The 15,082-nt window shown below is 68.0% G+C and carries 14 protein-coding genes; 10 read left to right on the plus strand and 4 right to left on the minus strand.

The window, feature by feature from the left end; translation table 11 throughout:
- Nucleotides 1-348, minus strand: a 348-nt coding sequence (locus ACFVBH_RS23930; protein WP_379004625.1) for an SDR family NAD(P)-dependent oxidoreductase, incomplete at its 3' end; no start/stop codon positions are given.
- A 33-nt stretch (nt 349-381) separates the two neighbouring features.
- Complete coding sequence (locus ACFVBH_RS23935; protein WP_379004627.1) at nt 382-1,851, minus strand: aldehyde dehydrogenase; 1,470 nt, start codon at nt 1,849-1,851, stop codon at nt 382-384.
- Nucleotides 1,852-2,035: 184 nt separating this feature from the next.
- Between ACFVBH_RS23935 and ACFVBH_RS23940 the strand changes: the two genes are divergently transcribed.
- From ACFVBH_RS23940 to ACFVBH_RS23970, 7 genes are all read left to right on the plus strand, one after another.
- Entirely contained in the window at nt 2,036-2,626 is a 591-nt protein-coding gene (locus tag ACFVBH_RS23940) for a TetR family transcriptional regulator (RefSeq protein WP_354984920.1), read from the plus strand.
- Nucleotides 2,627-2,762: 136 nt separating this feature from the next.
- Nucleotides 2,763-4,115, plus strand: coding sequence for a cytochrome P450 (locus ACFVBH_RS23945; protein ID WP_379004630.1), 1,353 nt, complete (start codon nt 2,763-2,765; stop codon nt 4,113-4,115).
- Nucleotides 4,116-4,156: 41 nt separating this feature from the next.
- Entirely contained in the window at nt 4,157-5,401 is a 1,245-nt protein-coding gene (locus tag ACFVBH_RS23950) for a cytochrome P450 (protein ID WP_354984922.1), read from the plus strand.
- Nucleotides 5,402-5,418: 17 nt separating this feature from the next.
- Nucleotides 5,419-7,041: a GMC family oxidoreductase gene (locus ACFVBH_RS23955; RefSeq protein WP_379004633.1), complete on the plus strand. Its 1,623-nt coding sequence runs from the start codon at nt 5,419-5,421 to the stop codon at nt 7,039-7,041.
- Complete coding sequence (locus ACFVBH_RS23960) at nt 7,032-8,285, plus strand: glycosyltransferase family 4 protein (protein ID WP_379004635.1); 1,254 nt, start codon at nt 7,032-7,034, stop codon at nt 8,283-8,285. The genes ACFVBH_RS23955 and ACFVBH_RS23960 overlap by 10 nt, the downstream gene beginning before the upstream one ends.
- Nucleotides 8,286-8,319: 34 nt before the next feature.
- On the plus strand, nt 8,320-9,051 hold the full coding sequence (locus ACFVBH_RS23965; protein ID WP_379004637.1) for a class I SAM-dependent methyltransferase: 732 nt from the start codon (nt 8,320-8,322) through the stop codon (nt 9,049-9,051).
- On the plus strand, nt 9,038-10,051 hold the full coding sequence (locus ACFVBH_RS23970; protein ID WP_379004639.1) for a prenyltransferase: 1,014 nt from the start codon (nt 9,038-9,040) through the stop codon (nt 10,049-10,051). Before ACFVBH_RS23965 ends, ACFVBH_RS23970 begins: the two co-directional genes overlap by 14 nt.
- Before the next feature lie 41 nt (nt 10,052-10,092).
- On the opposite strand, the gene ACFVBH_RS23975 is transcribed toward ACFVBH_RS23970, so the two are convergent.
- Nucleotides 10,093-10,833 carry a glucose 1-dehydrogenase gene (locus tag ACFVBH_RS23975; protein WP_354990836.1) on the minus strand — a complete coding sequence of 247 codons (741 nt, stop codon included), beginning with the start codon at nt 10,831-10,833 and terminating at the stop codon, nt 10,093-10,095.
- A 152-nt stretch (nt 10,834-10,985) separates the two neighbouring features.
- Between ACFVBH_RS23975 and ACFVBH_RS23980 the strand changes: the two genes are divergently transcribed.
- On the plus strand, nt 10,986-12,038 hold the full coding sequence (locus ACFVBH_RS23980) for a Rieske 2Fe-2S domain-containing protein (protein WP_379004642.1): 1,053 nt from the start codon (nt 10,986-10,988) through the stop codon (nt 12,036-12,038).
- Nucleotides 12,039-12,070: 32 nt separating this feature from the next.
- A complete protein-coding gene (locus tag ACFVBH_RS23985; protein WP_379004644.1) occupies nt 12,071-13,153 on the plus strand; it encodes a dihydrodipicolinate reductase in 1,083 nt (360 codons plus the stop codon).
- Between the two features lie 89 nt (nt 13,154-13,242).
- Here the strand turns inward: ACFVBH_RS23985 and ACFVBH_RS23990 are convergent, their stop codons facing one another.
- Nucleotides 13,243-13,737 carry a MarR family winged helix-turn-helix transcriptional regulator gene (locus tag ACFVBH_RS23990; protein WP_379004646.1) on the minus strand — a complete coding sequence of 165 codons (495 nt, stop codon included), beginning with the start codon at nt 13,735-13,737 and terminating at the stop codon, nt 13,243-13,245.
- Between the two features lie 61 nt (nt 13,738-13,798).
- Here ACFVBH_RS23990 and ACFVBH_RS23995 point away from each other — a divergent pair, with 61 nt between their 5' ends.
- On the plus strand, nt 13,799-15,025 hold the full coding sequence (locus ACFVBH_RS23995) for an amidohydrolase family protein (protein WP_379004648.1): 1,227 nt from the start codon (nt 13,799-13,801) through the stop codon (nt 15,023-15,025).
- Nucleotides 15,026-15,082: the final 57 nt, after the last annotated feature.

The following is a 15,082-nucleotide window of genomic DNA, read 5'->3' on the forward strand; positions in this document are numbered from 1 at the left end:
CACGCTCATGAACTTCTTGTAGTAGTCCCAGTCGACACTGAGCAGCAGATTCAGCTTCATATCGCCGTAGATCGCGGCGTTGTTCACCAGATGGTTGATCGCCCCGAATTCGGCGATCGTGAAATCGGCCAGGGCCGTTGCCGATTCGGCGTCCGAGACGTCCACGCGGTGGAAGACCGCGGTGCCGCCGTCGGCGACGATCTCCTTGGCGGTGGCTTCGCCGCGTTCGGCGTTGAGGTCGGCGACGACGACATTCGCGCCTTCGGACGCGAGCGCCTTGGCGTAGCCCGCGCCGATGCCCTGTGCCGCGCCGGTGACGATCGCGGTGCGACCGGTGAATCGTGCCATGGTGAGTTCAGCTCCTCGTGTGGGAAGTGGATGTCAGGCGGGCGTGGCGACGAGCTTGGTCTCGAGGTATTCCTCGAAGCCCGCGACGCCCATTTCCCGGCCGATGCCGGAGTGCTTGTACCCGCCGAACGGGGCGTCGGCGTGGTACCAGAGACCGCCGTTCACGCTGAGCGTCCCGGTGCGCACGCCCGCGACGACGCGTTCGACGCGGTCGGGGTCCGCGCCCCAGACCGAACCCGACAGGCCGTACGGGGATTCGTTCGCCTGGCGGATGGCGTCGTCGTCGCCATCGTGGGCGATGATCACCAGGACGGGACCGAAGATCTCCTCCTGGGCGACGGTCGCGGTGTTGGGGAGGTCGGCGATGAGGGTGGGTTCGATGAAGAAGCCGCGCTCCTTGTCCCCGGGACGTCCGCCGCCGACCACGATTCGCCCGCCTTCCTCGCGCGCGATGTCGAGGTAGCGTTCGACGCGATCACGCTGGCGCTCGGAAATGACCGGGCCGCAGATCGTTCCGGGCTTGGTGGGGTCGCCCGCCTGCAGGTTGGCCAGCGCCTTGGCGGCGGCCTCGACCGCGGTGTCGTAGGAGGCACGGGGTACGAGCAGGCGGGTGGTCAGCGCGCAGCCCTGCCCGGCGTGCACGGCCACCGAGAACGCGGTGTAGCTGACCGCGCCGACGATGTCCGCGTCGTCCAGGACGATCGCGGCGGACTTGCCGCCGAGTTCGAGGAACGTGCGCTTGAGGGTGGCCGAGGCGCCGGCCATCACCGCGCGGCCGGTCTGGGTCGACCCGGTGAAGGTGATCATGTCCACGCGCGGGTCCGCCACCAGCTGCGCGCCGAGCTGGTGATCGTCGGAGGTGACGATGTTGATCACTCCGGCGGGGATGTCGGTGTGCTCGACGATGAGCGTGCCCAGCACCGCCGCGCACCACGGGGTGTCCGGGGCGGGCTTGAGTACCACGGTGTTTCCCGCCGCCAGGGCGGGCCCGATCTTCGCGAGGTTGATCTGGTGCGGGAAGTTCCACGGGGTGATGGCGCCGACCACCCCGACCGCTTCGCGGCGCACTACCCGCCGGCTGGTGATGCCCATCTGCACGGCCGTGCCGAGATCGGTTTCCCACGCGTAGGTTTCGGCCAGATCGGCGGCGAAGGACAGGTCGCCGATGGGGCCTTCGAGCTGGGGACCCGAGGTGAGCATGACGGGTGCGCCGACCTCGGCGATGGTGATCTCGCGCAGTTCTTCGACGTGTGCGCGCATCGCGTCGCGCAGCTGCCGCAGGCAGTTCGCGCGGAAGGCGTGGTTGCGGGACCAGTCGGTCTCGTCGAAGGCGGTGCGGGCCGCGGCGATCGCCGCGTCCAGGTCCGCGGCCGAGGCGTTGGCGGCGTGGCCCAGGACCTCTTCGGTCGCGGGGTTGACGGTCGCGAAGACACCCGCGCTGCCGGGCACCAGCTTGCCGCCGATCAGCAGGGGTGTGCCCTCGGAAGGGACGAGGCCGTTCATAGTCAGGCTCCGATGCATGTCTGGACAGGTGTTCGGAATATAGTTCGGATATTCGTTCGGACGCAAGACCACAAGTTCGGCAGCCGACGGGCGATACCCGGATTTCCGCTCAACATGACTGGAAGACAGCGGCATTCGACGACGCCATTGTCGCGGCCATCCTGCGGTGATACTGTCCAGACACATGTCCGAACTGACATCCACCAACATCGAGGCGACTCGGCGAAGACTCACCGAGAAGCAGGCCGACACCGTCGAACGCCTGGTCGCGGCCGCCGTCGATGTCGTCGGCCGGGAGGCCTACTCCGGCACCACCGTTCGCCTGGTGGCGGCGGCCGCGGGTGTCGGCACCGCCACCGCGTACACCTACTTCTCCTCCAAGGAACACCTGATCACCGAGGTGTTCTGGCGACGGCTGATCGCCACCCCGGCCCCGGACACCACCGGCGCCGATCCGGCCACCCGCGTGGTCGCGGTGCTACGCCAGGTGTCGATGCTGGTGGCCGACGAGCCGGCGCTGGCCAGCGCGGTCAGCAGTTCACTACTGGGCGACGACCCCGACGTGCAGCACCTGCGCGTGCGCATCGGGCGCGAGATTCACGGACGCATCACCGGCGCACTGGGATTCGAGGATCCCGCGGGCGTCGCGATGCTCGAACTGCTCTACTCCGGCGCTCTACTGCGGGCCGGAATGGGCCTGCTGTCGTACCAGGAGGTGGCGGACCTGCTCGAAGCCTCCGTGCGACGCGTGCTGGCCGCCCACGACCCCCGCTGATCACCAAGCACCGCAACGTATTTCACAGCAGTTCCCGGAGACCGTCCCGCACACCTTGTCGCGCATCCATAACCGTAGTACTGTCCGGACACATGTCCATTCTCTGTCTGGACATTCGTTCCGGGAAGGATTTGCAATGACGCTGGTCAAACCGCAGCGCGTGTCCGGAGGCCACGACGAGCACGGGCACCTGCAGGAGTTCCGCACCGACCCCATCGCGCTGATGCAGCGCGTGCGCACCGAGTGCGGTGATGTCGGATCGTTCGAACTCGCGGGGCGCGATGTCATCCTGCTGTCGGGCGCCGAAGCCAACGAGTTCTTCTTCCGCGCCAGCGACGAGGACCTCGATCAGGGCGCGGCCTATCCGTTCATGAAGCCGATCTTCGGTGAGGGCGTCGTGTTCGACGCACCGCCCGAGCGCCGCAAGGAGATGCTGCACAACCAGGCTCTGCGCGCGGACCACATGCGCGGGCACGCGGCCACCATCGCGCTCGAGGTGGACCAGATGCTCGCGCGCTGGGGTGACGAGGGCGAGATCGATCTGCTCGAATTCTTCGCCGAGCTGACCATCTACACCTCCTCGTCCTGCCTGATCGGGGTGAAGTTCCGCAATCAGCTCGACGGGCGCTTCGCGCACCTCTACCACGAGCTCGAACAGGGCACCGACGCGCTGGCCTACGTCGATCCCTACGCGCCGATCGACAGCTTCCGCCGCCGCGACGAAGCCCGCGTCGCGCTCGTGGAACTCGTGCAGGGGATCATGGATCAGCGCGAGGCGAACCCGCCCACCGGCAAGGACGAGCGCGACATGCTCGACGTGCTGATCTCGGTCCGCGACGAGAACGGCGTACCGCGCTTCTCCGCCAGCGAGATCACCGGCATCTTCATCTCGATGATGTTCGCCGGGCACCACACCACCTCGGGCACCGCTGCCTGGACGATCATCGAGCTGCTGCGCAACCCCGAGACCCTCGCCGCGGTCGTGTCCGAGCTGGACGAGCTGTACGCCGACGGCTCCGAGGTGAGCCACAACGCGCTGCGCCAGATCCCGAATCTCGAGGCCACGCTCAAGGAGACCCTTCGGCTGCATCCGCCGCTGATCATCCTGATGCGCATCGCGCGGGACGAGTTCGAGGTGTGCGGCAATCGAATCTCCCCCGGTGACATGGTCGCCGCGACCCCGGCGATCTCCAACCGGATCCCCGAGGACTTCCCCGAGGCGGATCGCTTCGATCCCACCCGCTACCTCGATCCCCGCCAGGAAGACATCGTCAACCGCTGGAACTGGATCCCCTTCGGCGCGGGCCGGCACCGCTGCGTCGGCGCTCCGTTCGCGCTCATGCAGCTCAAGGCCATCTTCTCGATTCTGCTGCGGGACTGGGAATTCGAGCTTGCCCAGCCGTCGGACACCTACCGCAACGACCACTCGAAGATGGTCGTGCAGTTGCAGCAGCCCTGTCGCGTGCGCTACCGCCGCCGGCAGCGCTGATCACCCGGTCCACAACGACGTCGCCCTATCTGGAGGTAGCTGTGTCGGCCCCATCCATCCCCACCGGATTCGATTTCACCGATCCCGAGCTCTGGGCAACCCGTAACCCCGTCCGAGAATTCGCCGAACTGCGCCGCACCTCGCCGGTGTGGTGGAACGCCCAGACCGACGAGCAGTCCGGCGGGTTCCACGACGGCGGGTTCTGGGTCGTCTCCAAACACGAAGACATCAAAGAGATCTCGCGCAGCCACGAGCTGTACTCCGCCCAGCTCAAGGGCGCGGTGATCCGGCTGCCCGGCCAGGTCACCATCGAACAGATCGAGTTGACCGGCGCGCTGCTGGTCAACATGGATCCGCCCAAGCACACCAAGATCCGGCGCATCATCTCCAAGGGCTTCAGCCCGCGCGCGGTCGAGGGCCTGCGGGCCGCGTTGAGCGAGCGCGCGACCGCGATCGTGGCCGCGGCCAAGAACGAGGGCGGCGGGGATTTCGTCGAGCAGGTGGCGGCCGAGCTGCCGTTGCAGGCCATCGCCGAGTTGCTGGGCATTCCGCAGGCCGATCGCGGCAAGCTCTTCGAGTGGTCGAACCAGATGCTCAACTACGACGACCCCGAGTACGGCGACACCGCCACCACCGACTCGAGCACCAATGCCTCGGTCGAAATCCTCGGCTATTCCTGGAATCTGGCCGAGCAGCGGCGCGCGGACCCGCTCGATGACATCGTCAGCCGGCTGGTGCACGCCGATGTGGACGGGGAATCGCTGGGCTCGGACGAGTTCGGGTTCTTCGTCATCCTGCTCGCGGTGGCGGGCAACGAGACCACGCGCAATGCCATCACGCACGGGATGAAGGCGTTCATCGATCACCCCGAGCAGTGGGAGCTGTTCAAACGCGAACGCCCGCGCACCGCCGCCGACGAGATCATTCGCTGGGCGACCCCGGTGACCGCGTTCCAGCGCACCGCCACCCAGGACACCGAGCTCGGCGGGCAGCAGATCAAGGCCGGTCAGCGCCTCGGATTGTTCTACAGCTCGGCCAATTTCGACGAGGACGTGTTCGAGAAGCCGTTCGAGTTCGACATTCTGCGCGATCCCAATCCGCACCTGGCCTTCGGCGGCACCGGTGCGCACTACTGCGTCGGGGCGAATCTGGCCCGGCTCGAAATCGATCTGATGTTCAACGCGCTCGCCGACGCGATGCCCGATCTGTCCCAGGTGAGCGAGCCCGAACGCCTGCGCAACGGCTGGATCAACGGCATCAAGCACTGGCAAGTGCGGTACGAGTAGAGACGAACGGTACGAGCATGAAGGAAGCCGACTACATCGTCGTGGGCGCGGGCAGCGCGGGTGCGGTGGTCGCGAGCCGCCTCGCAGAGCACGGCGCCGAGGTGATCCTGCTGGAGGCGGGGCGGGCCGATGACACCCGCCTGGTCAGCAGCCCCGGCCTGATCACCATGGTGCACACCATTCCCCCGCTCAAGTCGCGGGTGTGCTGGAAGCAGTACTCGGTCCCGCAGTCGCACGCCAACGGCCGCCGCATCCCGATGACCCGCGGGAAGGTGCTCGGCGGCTCGAGCTCGGTCAACGGCATGCTCTTCGTGCGCGGCAATCGAGCCAATTTCGATTCCTGGGCCGAGGCGGGCAACAAGGGCTGGAGTTACGCCGACGTACTGCCGGCCTACCGGCGGCTGGAGAACTGGGAGGGCGGCGCCGACGAGTACCGCGGGACCGGTGGGCCGATCGAGGTCACCCGGCAGCGGGAGCTGACCCCGATCACCGAGGAGTTCATGGTCGCGGCGTCCGAGACGCTCGGCGCGCCGATCATCGAGGACTACAACGGGGAGAGCCAGGAGGGGGTGTCGGTCTTCCAGCAGAGTGTGCGAAACGGATTGCGCTACAGCTCCTCTCGCGGCTACCTCACCGATCGGCCGAATCCGCGCCTGCGAGTGCTCACGCACTCTCACGCCACCCGCGTGGTGATCGAGAACGGCCGGGCGGTGGGGGTGGAGATCGCCGGCCGATCCGGGGAGCGCGAGATCCTGCGGGCCGGAAAGGAAGTCGTAGTGTCCTGCGGTGTGATCGGTTCACCGCAGCTGCTGATGCTGTCCGGAATCGGGCCCGCGCCGCACCTGGGTGATCTCGGCATCGCGGTGCACGCCGACCTGCCGGTCGGGCAGAACCTGCACGACCACGTGTTCGTGCCGATGACCTTCGTCTCGAAAAAGGCGGTGCACCGCGGGATTCCGACCTATTTCGCGAAGGCGCTGGCCCGGGAGTTCCGGCGTCCGGGCAGTTCCTGGATGGGGCGCACGGTGTTCGAGGCGGTCGGCTTCGTCAAGACGCGGTTCGCACAGGGCGCGCATCCGGATCTGCAGATCCACAGTCTGCCGTGGAGTTATCCGACGCCCAACCAGGACGCGGACAAGATGTACCTGGTCGAGCGGCGGCCCGCGCTCACGGTGATGCCGAGCCTGATCTATCCCGAGAGCCGGGGCGAGGTGCGTCTGGCCTCGGCCGATCCGTTCGCCGCGCCGCTGATCGATCCGGGTTATCTGAGCGATCCCCGGGACATCGACTTCCTGGTCGAGGGCATGCGGACCGTGCGAGAAATCATGGCGCACAGTGCGATCGCGGGCGACATCGACGAGGAATACTCCCCCGGCCCGTCGTTCCCCGACGCCGCCGGGCTGCGACGGGCCCTGCCCGATCGCGCGCATTCGATCTATCACCCGGTCGGCTCCTGCCGGATGGGCGTGGACGAGCGGGCCGTGGTGGATCCCACGCTCAAGGTGCGCGGGATCGAGGGCCTGCGCGTGGCCGACGCCTCGATCATGCCCAGCATCACCGGCGGGAACACCAACGCGCCCGCGCTGATGATCGGCGAGAAGTGCGCCGAACTGCTGATCGAGGAGGGCGCGTGCGCATAGCGCTGCTGTCCTACCGCAGCAAGACGCACTGCGGCGGACAGGGCGTGTACGTCCGGTATCTGAGCCGCGGGCTCGCCGAACTCGGGCATCGGGTCGAGGTGTTCTCCGGTCAGCCCTATCCGGAGGACCTCGACCCGCGGGTGCGGCTCACCGAGGTGCCGAGCCTGGACCTGTACCGCGACGACGATCCGTTCCGGACCCCGCACCCGCGGGAGATCCGGGACCGGATCGACCTGCTCGAGCTGGGCACGATGTGGACCGCCGGCTTCCCCGAGCCGCGCACCTTCAGCTTGCGAGCGGCGCGGTTGTTGCGTTCGCGGACAGCCGATTTCGACGTGGTCCACGACAACCAGTGCCTGGGCTACGGGTTGCTCGATATCGCGCGCACGCTGCCCGTCGTCGCCACCGTGCACCATCCCATCACCCGTGACCGCGCCCTGGATCTGGCGGCCGCGCCGTGGCGGCGCAAGCCGTTCGTGCACCGCTGGTACGGATTTCTGGGCATGCAGGAGCGGGTCGTGCGGCGGATTCCGGATCTGATCACCGTGTCGTCGTCTTCGGCGACCGATATCGCCGAGGACTTCGGCGTCTCGCCGCGGCAATTGCACACGGTTCCGCTCGGGGTGGACACCGAGCTGTTCCGCCCGCGCGATACGCCCCGGGCGCCGGGTCGGATCGTGGCGGTCGCAAGCGCGGACAAGCCGCTCAAGGGCATCGCGCATCTACTGGAAGCCGTTGCCCGGCTGCGGCATTCGCACGAAATAGAGCTGCGGCTGGTGGCCAGGCTCGAACCGAACGGGCCGACCGAGAAGCTCATCGCCGATCTGGGCCTGGCCGATATCGTGACCGCGGTCGACGGGCTCAGCGACGAACAGCTCGCCGAACTGCTCGCCTCGGCGCGGATCGCGTGCATTCCCTCGCTGTACGAGGGGTTCTCGCTGCCCGCGGTGGAAGCCATGGCCAGCGGGACACCGCTGGTCGCCAGCCGGGCCGGGGCGCTGCCCGAGGTCACCGGATCCTGCGCCGAGCTGGTCGCCCCGGGTGACGCCGACGCGCTGACCGGCACCCTCGACGCGCTGCTGCGCGACCCGGATCGACTGCACCGCATGGGAATCGCCGGACGCCGGCGTGCGCTCGAGGTGTACAGCTGGTCCGCGGTCGCGACCCGGACGGTCGCGGTGTACGAGCGCGCGATCGCCCGCCGGGGCCACCGGACTCCCGCGTCCGCCGGAACCACCCGGTGATCCGGACAGTGCTTTACGCCAGACAGGAGATCTCATGCTGACCGTGGATTTCGATCGACTCGGAATCGGGCCCGAGGTGCGGGTCATCGATGTCGGCTGCGGAGCGGGCAGGCACTCGTTCGAGGCCTACCGGCGCGGAGCCGACGTGGTGGCGTTCGACCAGAACACCGGTGACCTGGCCGATGTGGCCGTCATGTTCGAGGCCATGGCCGCGGCGGGCGAGGCCCCGGACTACGCGAAAGCGCAGACGGTGGCCGGCGACGCACTGGATCTGCCGTACGGTGACGGTGAGTTCGACGTGGTCATCGCCTCGGAGATCCTCGAGCACGTCCCGGCCGACGCCCGCGCCATCGCCGAATTGACGCGCGTGCTCAAACCCGGTGGCGTACTGGCGATCACGGTGCCCCGGTGGCTGCCCGAGCGGATCTGCTGGGCGTTGTCGGACGAGTACCACGCCAACGAGGGCGGGCACGTGCGGATCTACCGGGCCTCGGAGTTGCGGGACAAGGTCGTCGCACACGGTGTGCGCTACCGGCATCGCGAGTTCGCGCACGCCCTGCACGCCCCCTTCTGGTGGCTCAAATGCGCGGTCGGGGTGTCGAAGGAACAGCATCGACTGGTCGCCCTGTATCACCGGATGCTGGTGTGGGACATGATGTCCGCGCCGCGCCTGACCCGCGCGGCCGAGCGACTGCTGAACCCGGTCATCGGCAAGAGCGTGGCCCTGTACTTCACCAAACCGGCGGTCGCCCGTGACGCCCGGTGAGCTACCGGCGGTCCCCGGGATACTGACGAGCGCCGACATCCGCCGGACAGGCGAATCCATCGCCGCCGCACAGGAATCGGACGGTGCGCTGCCCTGGTTTACCGGTGGGCACACCGATCCGTGGGATCACATCGAGTCGGCCATGGGCCTGACGGTGGCGGGCCTGTGGGACGAGGCGCGTGATGCCTACCTGTGGTCCGCCAAGACCCAGCGCCCCGACGGGTCCTGGCCCGCTCAGCTGCGCCGGGGCCTGATCGAGAACGCCGACAGCGACACCAATTTCTGTGCCTACCTGGCAACCGGGATTCTGCATTTCGCGACGGTCACCGGTGATCTCGGCTTCGCCGCGAGCCTGTGGCCGGCGGTCCGCTCGGGCATCGACTTCGTCCTGGGCCAGCAGGGTCCGCACGGTGAGATCTACTGGTCCACCGGCAGTCCCGGGGAAGCACTGTTGACCGGGTGTTCGAGCATCCACCACAGTCTGGGCTGTGCGGTGCGCCTGGCGGAGCAACTCGGGGACCCGCGGCCGGAGTGGGCAGCCGCGCGGCGGCGGCTGGGCGACGCGTTACGCCATCGTCCGGAGCTCTTCTTGGACAAATCCCGCTACTCGATGGATTGGTACTACCCGATTCTCGGTGGCGCGCTCCGCGGCCCGGAGGCCACCGCCCGCATCGAACGGCACCGGGACGAGTTCGAGGTCCCCGGCCTGGGCATCCGCTGCGTCTCCGACGCGCCCTGGGTGACCGGCGCCGAGACCTGCGAACTGGTCCTGGCCCTCGAAGCCAACGGCGATCACGACACCGCCACGCGCCTGTTCGGCGAGATCCAGCATCTGCGCGAATCCGACGGCTCCTATTGGACCGGAATGGTTTTCACCGACGGAAAGCGCTGGCCCGAGGAGCGCACCACCTGGACCGCGGCCGCGGTGATCCTGGCCGCGGACGCCCTCTCCCGCACCACGGCGGGCAACGGCATCTTCCGCGATTCACCCGAGGACTGAGAACCGCGCGGCCGCACCGACTGTGCGGCCGCGCGGTGGGTTCAGGAGGTCTTGTGCGGTACCGCCGCGACCAGGCCGCCGTCCACGACGAACTCCGATCCGGTCGCGTAGGAGGATTCGTCGCTCGCCAGGAACAGCACGAACGTCGCCACCTCGATGGACTGGGCGGGCCGGCCGAGCGGGATGGTCACCAGATCGTCCGGGATGCCCTCGGTCATCGGGGTGCGAATCAGGCCGGGGTGCAGCGAATTCACGCGAATCTTGTGCGGTGCGAGCTCGAGCGCCGCCGATTTGGCGAGGCCGCGCACCGCCCACTTGGAGGCGACGTAGCCGTGCGCCCAGGGCGCGCCCCGCAGGCCCTCGATCGAGGACACGTTGATGATCGAACCACCGCCGGCGGCGATCATCGATTCGGTGACCGCGCGCATGCCCAGGAAGGTGCCGGTCAGGTTCACATCGATGATGCGCCGCCACTTGTCCAGGTTGAATTTCTGCAGCGGGCCGCCGTTGACGATGCCGGCGTTGTTCACCAGGACATCGAGTTTGCCGAACGCGGACTGCGCCTCGGCGACCGCGGCCTCCCACTGCTCGGGCTCGGTGACATCCAGGTGCACGTACCGTGCGGCGTCGCCGAGTGATTCGGCCAGCGCCTTGCCCTCGTCATCGAGAATGTCGCCGATCACGACCTTGGCGCCCTCGTCGACCAGCAGCTGCGCGTGCGCCGCTCCCATGCCCCGCGCACCACCGCTGATGAGTGCGACCTTGCCTTCTACACGTCCCATGCCGCGACGCTAACACGACACTGGAATAGTTTCCAGACTACTGTCCAGAATTGCGCTCGGGAGAGTTAGACTCGGGTTTCGAGGCAGCGCCGCCGGGCATGTGATCCCCGATCATGCTCGCGCGCAGCCCCCGCACGGCGTGAAGGATCGCGATGGCAAGAACCCCCCTGTCCATGGAGCCGACGGGCTGGTTCCAAGTCGCGTGGTGTGCCGAGATCGGCGTCGGCGCGGTGCACCGCATGAAGTACTTCGGGCGCGAGCTGGTGGCCTGGCGCGCGGCCTCTGGGGCGCTGAGCGTATTCGACGCCTACTGTGAGCATTTGGGCGCGCACCTGGGGTACGGCGGGCGGGTCGAGGGCGAGCACCTGGTGTGCCCGTTTCACGGCTGGGAGTGGAACAGCCAGGGGCGCAACGTGTGTGTGCCCTACGAGAAGCATCCCAACCGGGGGCGGCGGATTCGCTCGTATCCGGTCCTGGAACGCAATGAGGCGGTGTGGATCTGGTACGACACCGCCGGGCGTGCGCCGTATTTCGATGTCCCCGACATGTTTTCCGCGTTCGGTGACGGCAAGAGCGCCGCGGACTACTACCCGCCGGTGCCCGCGGCCACGCTCTACCGGCCGGGGCTGACCCTGCATCCGCAGTACGTCCTCGAGAACGGCGTCGACTTCGCGCATTTCAAGGTCGTGCACAAGACCCCGTTCGTGCCGGAGTTCACCCGGCACGACTTCTCCGGGCCGGTCTCCTACGTCGATTTCACCATCGCGTTCGACGAGAACGTGGAGCTGTCCGAGGTCAACAGCGGGGTGGAGTCGATCAACGCGGGGCTGGGCTGCTCGATCACCAAGAGCTGGGGCATGATCGACAACCGCACGATGCCGGCGGTGACGCCGGTGGACGAGACCACCTGCGACGTGCGCTTCACGGTGTGGATCGGCCGCCGGCCCGGTGACGACGGCCCCGAGATCAACCGCTACGGCACGACCATGGCCGGATACGTCATCGAGCAGTTCGAGGCCGATGTCGAGATCTGGTCGCACCAGCGGTACACCGACCCACCGGCGCTGTCCCCCAAGGAATTTCGCGGCTTCACCGCGCTGCGTGAATGGGCGTTGCAGTTCTACCCGGACGGCGGCCCCGCCGGGCCCGACCCCCGCAACCCGCACAGCGGTGCGATCCGCCCCGCCGGCGCGGCCACCACGTGATCACCACCCGCACAACCGAACAAGAGGCTCCCATGAGTACCACCCCGATCCGGGTCTTCCAGGTCGCGACCGGCAATCTCGGCACCGAGATGATCGGGCGCGTGCAGCAACATCCCGATCTCGAACTGGTTGGGCTGCACTGCTATTCGCCCGACAAGATCGGCCGGGACGCGGGTGAGATCGTCGGCGGAGATCCGATCGGCGTGCTCGCCACCGGCACGGTCGAGGAGATCATCGCGGCCCGCCCCGACGTGCTGACCTTCCACGGGGTGTTCCCCGACGAAGATCTGTACGAGAAGGTCCTGGAGGCCGGGATCGACGTGGTGACCACCGCGGACTGGATCACCGGGTTTCATCGCGACCGCAATCATCCGCATCCCTCCGGGCGCAGGGTCAGCGAGATTCTCCAAGCGGCTTGTGAGCGCGGCGGTTCCACGTTCTACGGCACCGGCATGAACCCCGGTCTGTGTCAGATCCTGGGCATCGTGCACACCGCGGACGTGGCCGACATCGAGAACGTCACGGTGACGGAATCGGTCGACGTGTCCTGTCACCACTCGGTCGACACCTGGAAAGCCGTCGGCTACGGCCGGCCCGTCGAGGACCCGACGATTCCCGATTCGCTGTACAAGTACACCGCGGTGTTCGCCGACTCGGTGTACCTGATGGCCGACGCGTTCGGCCTCGAACTCGACGAGGTCACTTTCGATTACGAACTCGGCGCGTGCACCGAGGACGTGGACCTCGGCTGGTACTTCATGCCCAAGGGCTCACTGGGCGCGAGCTACATCAAGTACCGCGGCCTGGTCGACGGGATCCCCCGGATCGAAACGCACCTGGAGTGGCAGATGACCCCGCGCACCGACCCGGCCTGGAAGATCCAGGGCTGCTACATCACCGAGGTGACCGGCGATCCGAGCATCTACAGCAAACACATGATCTTCCCCCGCAAAGGCTTCGACCTGTCCAACCCGGAGAACTTCGCCTCGATCGGCATGACCGTCACCGGCCTCCCGGTCCTGAACGCCCTCCGCTCGGTGGTCGCGGCCCCGCCGGGCATCATCACCAGCGCCGATCTGCCGCTGCGCGGGTTCGCGGGCCGCTTCAAGCTCTGATCGACGGCCGGGCGGCGGATCCGGTGTCCGCCGCCGATACCCGGGGAATGACGCTCACCGAGAGGCTGTCAGCACCGATCGGTGCGCCGCTACACGCGGCGGCGTTCGGTGCCCGACACGACCGGGCGGAGCGCGTCGGCCGCAGCCTGGAGTGTCGCGGTGGGCACGTTGGCGTACAGGTCCTCGTGCAATCGCGCGGACGCGGTCATGGCTTGTTCGGTGAGCGCCCGGCCCGGCGCGGTCAGCCGAATCAGGCGGCCACGTCCGTCACCCCCGTTGGGTTCACCGGCCACATGCCCGGCGGCGGTCAGGCGTTGCAGGACATTGCTGGTACCCCCGGACGTGAGGAACAACGCGCGGCTCAGGTCACTGGGCCGGAGCGGGCCGTCGGCTCGGTAGAGGGCCGCCAGCACATCGAACTCCGCGTAGGTGAGGCCCAGGTCCGCGAGCTCGGCCTTCATGGCCTGTTCGTGCCGTACGGCCAGCCGTGAGATTCGTTTGCTCAGCGCGAGTCTGGTCACCGCGTCCGCCGGCAGACCAGCGCGCGTCCAGTGCTCGACCAGCTCGTCGACCTCGTCCCGCATGACTGCGAGCCTATCACTTTCGATATTGCTTTCTCGAAAGCTTTTCAAATACATTCAGAGCATGGCAACAATCATTCGCGGCGGGACGCTCATCGACACCGACCCGGTCCGGGTACTGAACGCCGACGTCCTCATCGACGATGGGCGCATCACCGCGGTCGGCGCCGATCTGCGGATTCCCGACGGCGCCGAGGTGCTCGATGCGACCGGGATGCTCGTGCTCCCCGGCTTCGTGGACGCCCATCGGCACACCTGGCAGTCCGGGATCCGAATGGCGGGTCCCGACATCGCTTTTCCCGATTACCTCGACCTCGTGCTCGGCAGGTTCGCCCCGCGTTACCGGCCGGCCGACGTCCACATCGGCACCCTCGCCGGCGCGCTGGAGTGCCTCGACGCCGGTATCACCACGGTGCTCGACTGGTCCCACATCCAGCACACGCCCGATCACACCGCAGCCGCCGTCGACGGAATCCGCGCCGCGGGCATCCGCGCCGTCTTCGGTTACTGCGTGCGGGATCCCGATCTGCCGGCGGCCCGAGCCGCGCTCGCGGCCACCGGCGGCGGGCTCGTCACGATGGCGATGGCGCCCTACGGTCCGGAGATCGTGGACGAGACGACCGCGCTCGCCGAGTGGCGGATCGCCCGCGAACTGGATCTGCCCGTCACCGTGCACGCCGGAGGCTACGGCCCGGACAGCGCGGCCAAGGGGCTCGACTTCCTGCGGCGCAACGGGTTACTCGGCCCGAGCACCAACTACACGCACGGCAACTCCTACAGCGACGACCAATTGAAGCTCATCGCCGACAGCGGTGGCACCCTCTCGGTGTCGCCGCTGGTGGAAGCCGCGCTCGGGTTCGGGGCGCCGATCACCGCACGGGCGGTCGCGGCGGGCGTGCCGACCGGGCTCGGAGCGGACACGGTCGTCAGCGGCCCTGGAGATATGTTCAGCCTCATGCGATCCGCGTACGGTTTCGCGCGACTCGAGTCCGGATTCACCACCCGAGACGCACTGCGAGCCGCGACGGTCGACGGGGCCAAGGCCGCCGGGGTTGCCGACGCCGGCACGCTCACACCGGGCAGCCACGCCGATATCGTGTTGCTGCGCAATGATTTCCCAGGTCACGACCCGGTGGCGACGGTCGTGCTCACCATGGACACTCGTGCCGTCGACACCGTGCTCGTGGGAGGCCGGGTCGTGAAGCGCGGCGGGCACCTGGTGGTCGCGAATCCGGCTGCGGTCCGGGCGGAGTTGGCCGAGTCCGCCGCGCGGCTCGTCGCGGCGGGTTGACCGGTCTCGGCCGGTGCCCCCGCGCATGCGCGGGGCGGATCACTTCGCTCCCGCGCC

This window comes from Nocardia sp. NPDC057668, assembly GCF_042799795.1.
In the GTDB taxonomy this organism is placed as follows: domain Bacteria; phylum Actinomycetota; class Actinomycetes; order Mycobacteriales; family Mycobacteriaceae; genus Nocardia.